Below are 8,008 nucleotides of genomic sequence, written 5' to 3'. Positions count from 1 at the left end.
CGGGCGGTTCTGGCCAGGATCTCATCGGCCCCGCGCCACCGCTGACGCAGGGCCGGCAAAATACTGTGGCGCAGATAGTTGCGGCGCAGGGACTGGTCCTGGTTACTGGGGTCTTCCTGCCACTGCAGGCCCCGCTCCCGGGCTGAGCGCTCAAGCTCAGACCGTGGCAGTTCCAACAGAGGTCGCCACACCGCTATCTGTTGCCTATGATCCAGATTACGCATGGCGGCCAGTCCCTGGACGCCTGCGCCACGCAGCAATCGCAGCAGCAAGGTCTCGGCCTGGTCATCACGATGATGGGCAGTAATCACGCTGGCGCCATCACGGCTGGCGTCAGCAAACAGGGCCTGATAGCGGGCCTGGCGAGCGCCGGCTTCGATGCCTTTGTCCTTGTCCACCGTTACCGTGACCACCCGACAGGGCAGCCCCAGGCCAGCGACGATCTGCTCGCAGTGTGCAGCCCAGTCCGCGCTGTTTGTCTGTAGTTGATGATTGATATGCACCACACGCAGGCGCGGCCCAAGCCCGGCATCAACCAGCAAGTGCAGCAGCAAGGAAGAATCCAGCCCACCACTGAAGGCAAGCAACAAGGGTCCGGGCGGGGCCTGCTCTGCCAGATCAGGAATCAGTGGCGGTTTTGGCATCGGGGATGTCATCACTATTGCGGAAACAAACAGGCTTGACCATAAGACTACAGCCTTTGCCATCGGGCCCAGAGCTGCAAAACACTCAGCCTTTGGGCAGGCCCGGCCGTTTCCCGGAAGGCCGGGAGGCGAAACCGGTTATTCGTCCGCCGGAGCGCTTACCACGTTACCGTAGCTCATCAGACGGTCGTAGCGACGATCCACCAGTGCATCAACCTCCATGGCCTTCAGCTCGTCGAGCTGCTTCACCAGTGCCTTGCGGATGGCATCTGCCGCTTGATCGTAATCCCGATGAGCCCCACCCAGGGGTTCCTTGATAACCTGATCGACAATGCCCAGCTCGTGGAGTCGGCCAGCGGTCAGCCCCATGGCCGCTGCGGCTTCCGGGGCCTTGTCGGCGCTGCGCCAGAGAATGGAGGCACACCCTTCCGGGGAGATTACCGAATAGGTGGAGAATTCCAGCATCTGCAAGTGATCGCAGACACCGATGGCCAGCGCCCCGCCAGAGCCCCCCTCACCTACCACGGTGGCGATGATAGGCACTTTCAACTGGGACATGACACGCAGGTTGCGGGCGATGGCTTCGGACTGGCCGCGCTCTTCCGCATCGATCCCGGGAAAGGCGCCGGGCGTATCGATAAAGGTAAGAATCGGCATTCTGAAGCGCTCGGCCATCTCCATAAGACGCAGTGCCTTGCGGTAACCTTCCGGTTTGGGCATGCCGAAATTGCGGCGCACCTTCTCCTTCACTTCGCGGCCTTTCTGGTGGCCGATCACCATCACCGGCTGATCGTTCAGGCGGGTAATTCCGCCGACCATGGCCGGATCATCGGCAAAGGCCCTGTCACCGTGCAGTTCGTCGAAATCAGTGAAGATCCGCTTGATGTAATCCAGCATGTAAGGCCGCTTGGGATGGCGGGACAGCTGGGAAATCTGCCAGGCACTCAGGTTGCTGAAGATATTCTCAGTGAGCGAAATGCTCTTTTCCTGCAGCTTGGCGACTTCCTCGGAAATATTGACCTCGCTGCCACTGCCTACCAGTCGTAACTCCTCGATCTTCGCTTCCAGATCTGCGATGGGTTGTTCAAATTCGAGGAAGTTCGGGTTCATATGTCTGAGCCTGTTTATGGTGTTTTGCTGGCAACGCCGGGGAAAATCCGCCCGGTCCCTGGCACATGGCTGGCGGAATCGTCATCCCTGACCCCGCCGGAAATTGGCCTGCACAAGTGTAGCCGCAACCGGATGACAAGGTCGAGATGCGAAGCACTCGGCTAGGTTGCAAACTGTTTCAGGAGAATAGCTGCAAGTTTCAAGTGGAAAGTTTCAACGCGGGCAAACTAGCAGCCATTCGTCAGCGCCTGAGCCCGCGATTGAAGATAATTCACCCTTTGGGCGAGCCCAGCAGTGAAACGCGGGCAGTGAAATTCCGGTTTCTACCTGCTTCTCACGCGTTGCAACTTTCCACTTGAAACTTGCAACTAGTACTCCATCCGCACCGCATCTTCCCCGAACTGCACCCGCAGCTCCTCCACCAGAGACTCGTGGGGACTGATCTTCCAGGCATCGCCCATCCAGAAGCTGGCGGCGGCAACCGGGTGATCCAGATCCAGCAATACAGGCGTATTACCGCCCTGATACGGCGCCAGGGTCTGTTGCAGTCGCTTGGGTAGCGCTTCGCTGACCGGCACGGCCACACGCAGACGACGGGCGAAGGTTTCCCGGGCCTGACGCATGTCCATGATCTCATCGGCTATCAGATTGAAGCCGCCGGTGTAGTCGTCATTCCGCACGCCACCCTTGAAGATCAGGAGCGCATCCTTTTGCACAAGGTCACCATATTCGGCAAACGTCTTGCCGAACACGGACACCTCAACCCGGCCGGTCTTGTCATCCAGGGTGACAAACGCCATGCGCTCACCGCTGCGCTTGCTGCGAGTGATGCGCAATGCCACCACCAGCCCCGCCACGGTGGCGGCTTCGCCTTTGCCGGTGGGCAGCAGGGAGTTGAGGCGGGCGGAGACGAACTGGCGCACTTCACTCTCGTACTGATCAATGGGGTGACCGGTGAGGAACAGCCCCAGGGTGTCGCGTTCGCCGTTGAGGCGGGTGTCGTCATTCCAGCCCCGTGCCGGTTTCCATTCCACCGCGGTGGCCGGACTTTCGTCCACCGCGCCGAACATGTCCATGATGCCCGCGGCTTCGTTGCGGGCATCCTGATCGGCGGCGGCGATGGCATCGGGCAAGGTAGCCAGCAAGGTGGCCCGATCGTGGAAGCTGGCATTGGGACCCAACTTGTCCAGTACCCCGGCTCGCACCATCGCTTCCAGGGAACGTCGGTTGATCTTCTTCAGGTCGATTCGGCGGCAAAAGTCGAACAGGTCCTTGAAACCGCCGCCATCGGCGCGGGCAGCCACGATGGCTTCGATCGGGCCCTCGCCCAGCCCCTTAATGGCACCCAGACCATAAACAATGTCGCCTTCCGGGTTCACCGTGAAGCGGTAGCCGCAGGAGTTCACATCCGGCGGTAATACCTGCAAGCCCATGGTCTTGCACTCGTCGATGAAGGTCACCACCTTGTCGGTGTTCTGCATATCCGCCGAGATGGTGGCGGCCATGAATTCCGCCGGGTAATGCGCCTTCAGCCAGGCGGTCTGGTAGGCCACAAGAGCATAGGCGGCCGAGTGGGACTTGTTGAAGCCGTAGCCGGCGAATTTTTCCACCAGGTCGAAGATCTTCATGGCAAGGTCCGGGTCAACACCCTTGCCCTTGGCACCTTCTTCGAAGATGGCCCGTTGCTTGGCCATTTCCTCCGGTTTCTTCTTGCCCATGGCCCGGCGCAGCATGTCCGCACCACCCAGGGTGTAGCCGGCCAGCTCCTGGGCGATCTGCATCACCTGCTCCTGGTACAGGATCACCCCGTAGGACGGTTTGAGAATCGGCTCCAGCCATTCATGCTGGTATTGCGGATCCGGGTAGGCCAGCGGTTCACGGCCGTGTTTGCGGTTGACGAAGTTGTCCACCATGCCGGATTCCAGCGGCCCCGGGCGATACAGGGCCACCAGTGCGATGATATCTTCAAAGACGTCGGGCTTGAGCTTCTTGATCAGCTCCTTCATACCCTGACTTTCCAGCTGGAATACCGCGGTGGTATCCCCCTTCTTCAGCAGGTCGAAGCTGGGCACGTCATCCAGCGGGATATGGTCAATATCGAGATCGTCCAGCCCTTCCCGGTGACGTTTCACATTGGCGGCTTTCACCGCCCAGTCGATGATGGTGAGGGTCTTCAGACCGAGAAAGTCGAACTTCACCAGCCCGGCGGATTCCACATCGTCCTTGTCGTACTGGGTCACCAGGTTGGTGCCGTCTTCTTCACAGTACAGCGGCGCAAAATCCGTCAGCTTGCCCGGCGCGATGACCACGCCCCCGGCGTGCTTGCCCACGTTCCGGGTCAGGCCTTCCAGCTTGAGGGCCATTTCCCAGATCTCGTTGGCGGAGTCCTTGTCGGAGTTCTCGTCGCTTTCCAGGAACTCGCGCAGGGTTTCTTCCTGTTCAAAGGCTTTTTCCAGGGTCATCCCCGGGGTGGGCGGAATCATCTTGGAGAGCCGGTCCGCCAGACCATAGGGTTTGCCCTGCACCCGCGCCACATCACGCACCACCGCCTTTGCGGCCATGGTGCCGAAGGTAATGATCTGGCTCACCGCATCGCGACCGTACTTGTCGGCCACGTAGTTGATCACCCGGTCACGCTTCTCCATGCAGAAATCCACATCGAAGTCAGGCATGGATACCCGTTCCGGGTTCAGGAAACGTTCGAACAGCAGATCGTAGCCAATGGGATCCAGGTCAGTAATCTTGAGGGCATAGGCCACCAGCGAGCCGGCACCGGAACCCCGCCCCGGCCCTACCGGCACCTCGTTATCCTTACCCCACTGGATGAAGTCGGCAACGATCAGGAAGTAGCCGGGGAAACCCATCTGGTTGATGATATCCAGTTCGAACTTGAGCCGGTCGTCATACTCCTTGCGCTTGCTGGCGTACTCCGGGTCATTCTTGTCCAGCAATACCTTTAGCCGCTCTTCCAGCCCGTCCCGGGACAGCTTTTCGAAATACTGCTCAATGGTCATGCCATCCGGAATCGGGAAGTCCGGCAAGAAGTTTTCACCCAGACGAATATCCAGGGTGCAGCGGCGTGCAATTTCGACAGTGTTTTCCAGCGCTTCAGGCAGATCGGAAAACAGCGCCACCATTTCGTCTTCCGATTTCAGGTACTGCTCTTCGGAGTATTTCTTGGGCCGGCGGGGATCATCCAGGGTGTTGCCATCGTGGATGCAGACCCGCGCCTCATGTGCCTCGAAATCCTCACGGCGGATAAAACGTACATCATTGCTGGCCACCACCGGCATCCCCAGTTCGGCGGCCAGGGCCACGGTGGCATGCAGACAATCCTCATCCCCCGGCCGGGAAGTGCGCTGAATTTCCAGGTAGACACGATCGCCGTACACGGACTGCAGCCAGCTTGCTTGCTGACGGGCCAGCTCGGTTTTCTCGGCCAGCAGCAACTGTCCCACTTCGCCCTGGCTGGCGGCGGACAGCACAATCAGGCCTTCATGTAACTCTTCCAGCCACTCGGTTTTCACCAGCGCTCTGCCCCGATCCTGGTTGGTCTGCCAGGCACGGCTGATCAGCAAGGTGAGGTTCTGGTAGCCCTGCTCGTTCTGTACCAGGAAAGACAGCTTTGCCGGTTCTTCGATATGTACGCTTTCCACCCACAGGTCCGCCCCCATCAACGGCTTGACGCCTGCATTCATGGCGGCGGAGTAGAACTTGATCATCGCGAACAGGTTGGAGTCATCTGTCACCGCCACCGCAGGGATGGACTGGCTGGCACAGGTCTTGATCAGTTCCTTGACCCGCACCACCCCGTCCACCAGGGAATAATCGGTGTGCAGGCGAAGGTGGACAAAACGGGGGTCACTCAATGGGGTGTTCCTCAGTGTTTCTGTGTTCGTATCGTATTTCGGCAAGCCCGCGCCAGGCATGCAGGCTCAGGCATCGGCCCCGAGAATTCTGGCCACCGGCGCAAAGGAGCGGCGGTGCTGGGCCAGAGCACCATACTGCTCCAGCGCGGCCAGGTGCACCTTGGTCGGATAGCCCTTGTGCCGATCAAAGCCATACTGGGGGTGCTGCTCGTGAAGCTGCTGCATTTCACGGTCGCGGGCCACCTTGGCCAAAATGGAAGCCGCAGAGATCGCCGGCACCCGGCCATCGCCCTTCACCACCGCCTCTGCCGGGCAGACAAATTCGGGGACGCGGTTACCGTCCACCAGCACGCCGTGCACGTCAAGGGGCAAAGCCTGTACCGCACGCTGCATGGCCAGCAAGGTGGCATGGAAGATATTCAGCTCATCGATTTCTTCCGGTTCTGCGCGCCCCAAGGACCAGGCCATAGCATGAGATTTTATCTCAACTTCCAGCTGCAACCTTTTCTTTTCGCTTATTTTCTTTGAGTCCGCCAAGCCAGGAATCGGGCGTGTCGGGTCCAGCACCACGGCGGCGGTTACCACCGCGCCCACCAGGGGGCCGCGGCCGACTTCATCCACACCGGCCACCCGCATACCCGGCCGCCAGTGAAAGACGGACGGGATAAAGGGCTCGGCCAGGGCGTATTCGGAAAAGGGATCCATCAGGTGCGCTCCAGCAACTGACTGACCGCATCCGCCGCCTTTTCGCTGGCCCCGCCACGCAGCTGTTCGTGCACCGCCCGGAAGCGGGACTTGAGGGCGACAGCCTGATCCGGGTTGTCGAACCAGTGGCTCACTGACCGCACAATGGCGTCGGTGGTCAGGCCGTTCTGAATCAGCTCGGGCACCATTTCCTCGCGACAGAGCAGGTTGGGCAGCGAGACGAACTCGCTTTTCACCAGGCGGCTGGCAATGGCATAGGTAATCTTGCCCACCCGATACCCCACCACCATTGGCTTCCCAACCAGCAGGCCTTCCAGCGTGGCCGTGCCCGAGGCCATCAGGATCGCGTCTGCCGCCGCCATCACCGTGCGGCTCTGTCCATCTACCAGGGTGACCGGTAAATCCATTGCCGAATCCAGCAATGTCTGGATCTGTTCGCGGCGAGCCCCGTTGGCAGCGGGAATCACGAAGTGCAGCTTTGGCCGCTGAGCATGCAGGGCCACCATGGCATCCAGGAAAGCAGGCATCAGCTGCCCTACTTCCCCGCCCCGGCTGCCAGGCAATACCGCCAGAATATCGGCGTTTTCAGGTAAACCCAGTTCGGTCCGCGCTGCCGGTGTATCGGTTTCCAGCGGCACCCGGTCCGCCAACGGATGACCCACAAACGCCACCGGCACCTGGTGCTGCTCATAGAAGCGCGCTTCAAAAGGCAACAGACACAGCATCAGGTCAATGCTGCGCTTGATGCCCTTGATTCGACCCTGTCGCCAGGCCCATACCGAAGGGCTAACGTAATGGACGGTTTTCAGGCCCTGGTCGTGAAGGCGTCGTGCGATGGGGAGAGTGAAATCCGGGGAGTCGATGCCGATGACCACATCCGGGCGCTGCTCAAGCAGGAAGCTCACCAGCTGCTTGCGCAGACGCAGCAGTTCCGGCAGGTGAGCGAGCACTTCGGTGATACCCATCACCGAGAGCTTTTCCATGGGAAACAGGCTGGAGAGACCGGCTGCGGCCATTTCTTCGCCGCCGACGCCGATAAAACGGGCATTGGGATAACGGGCCTGCAGTGACTGCATCAACCCGGCGCCAAGAATATCGCCGGAGGCTTCTCCGGCGATCAGGGCAACCAAGGGGGCGTCCTTGCCAGCTTTCATGTCAGCGTGTGATGCCGCGTTCGGAAGCCTTGAGGGAGTCGATGAGGATCTGGAGCTCGTCGGAGGCATCCATGGCTTCCAGCTCTGCCAGTGCCTGCTCCAGAGTCAGACCCTGGCGGTAGATCACCTTGTAGGCAGTACGCAGGGACGCGATGGTCTCCTTGGACCAGCCACGACGTTTCATGCCTTCGAAGTTCATGCTGCGCGCCTGGGCCGGGTTGCCGGACACCATCACATAGGCAGGAATATCCTTGAGCACCAGTGAACAACCGGAGGTCATGGCATAGGAACCAATCTTGCAGAACTGGTGGACCCCGGTCATGCCACCGAGAATCACTCCATTACCCACGTGGGCATGGCCCGCTACCGAGGCATTATTGGCAAAGATACAGTCATCGCCAACGATGCAGTCATGGGCCACGTGCACATAGGCCATCAGCAGATTACGGCTGCCGATTTTGGTCAGGGAGTTGTCTTGAATGGTACCGCGATGGATGGTCACCGATTCACGGATCACATTGTCATC

Annotated in this window: 6 protein-coding genes; all 6 read right to left on the bottom strand. The window is 60.0% G+C overall.

The features are described 5' to 3' along the window. On the bottom strand, nucleotides 1-644 hold a 644-nt coding region (tilS, locus tag HUJ17_RS10085), incomplete at its 3' end, for a tRNA lysidine(34) synthetase TilS (RefSeq protein ID WP_290510571.1). Nucleotides 645-782: 138 nt separating this feature from the next. Beyond that, nucleotides 783-1,754, bottom strand: a complete 972-nt coding sequence (locus HUJ17_RS10080) for an acetyl-CoA carboxylase carboxyltransferase subunit alpha (RefSeq protein ID WP_290510570.1) — start codon at nucleotides 1,752-1,754, stop codon at nucleotides 783-785. 368 nt (nucleotides 1,755-2,122) lie between these two features. After that, nucleotides 2,123-5,623 carry a DNA polymerase III subunit alpha gene (gene dnaE / locus HUJ17_RS10075; RefSeq protein WP_290510569.1) on the bottom strand — a complete coding sequence of 1,167 codons (3,501 nt, stop codon included), beginning with the start codon at nucleotides 5,621-5,623 and terminating at the stop codon, nucleotides 2,123-2,125. Nucleotides 5,624-5,689: 66 nt separating this feature from the next. Then, entirely contained in the window at nucleotides 5,690-6,328 is a 639-nt protein-coding gene (gene rnhB / locus HUJ17_RS10070) for a ribonuclease HII (RefSeq protein ID WP_290510568.1), read from the bottom strand. After that, complete coding sequence (gene lpxB / locus HUJ17_RS10065) at nucleotides 6,328-7,482, bottom strand: lipid-A-disaccharide synthase (RefSeq protein ID WP_290510567.1); 1,155 nt, start codon at nucleotides 7,480-7,482, stop codon at nucleotides 6,328-6,330. The genes rnhB and lpxB overlap by 1 nt, the downstream gene beginning before the upstream one ends. Nucleotide 7,483: 1 nt before the next feature. Continuing rightward, a partial coding sequence (gene lpxA / locus HUJ17_RS10060) for an acyl-ACP--UDP-N-acetylglucosamine O-acyltransferase (protein ID WP_290510566.1) occupies nucleotides 7,484-8,008 on the bottom strand: 525 nt, incomplete at its 5' end.

It is taken from the genome of Alcanivorax sp. (genome assembly GCF_014762765.1).
In the GTDB taxonomy this organism is placed as follows: Bacteria; Pseudomonadota; Gammaproteobacteria; order Pseudomonadales; family Alcanivoracaceae; genus Alcanivorax.
The sequence above is the reverse complement of the archived record's forward strand: the minus strand, read 5'-3'. Positions and strand labels throughout refer to the sequence as shown.

Excerpts from the sequence above, each read along its gene's own strand:
- HUJ17_RS10080 (WP_290510570.1), bottom strand. The coding sequence starts at position 1,754 with ATGAACCCGAACTTCCTCGAATTTGAACAACCCATCGCAGATCTGGAA.
- rnhB (WP_290510568.1), bottom strand. The coding sequence starts at position 6,328 with ATGGATCCCTTTTCCGAATACGCCCTGGCCGAGCCCTTTATCCCGTCC.
- lpxB (WP_290510567.1), bottom strand. The coding sequence starts at position 7,482 with ATGAAAGCTGGCAAGGACGCCCCCTTGGTTGCCCTGATCGCCGGAGAA.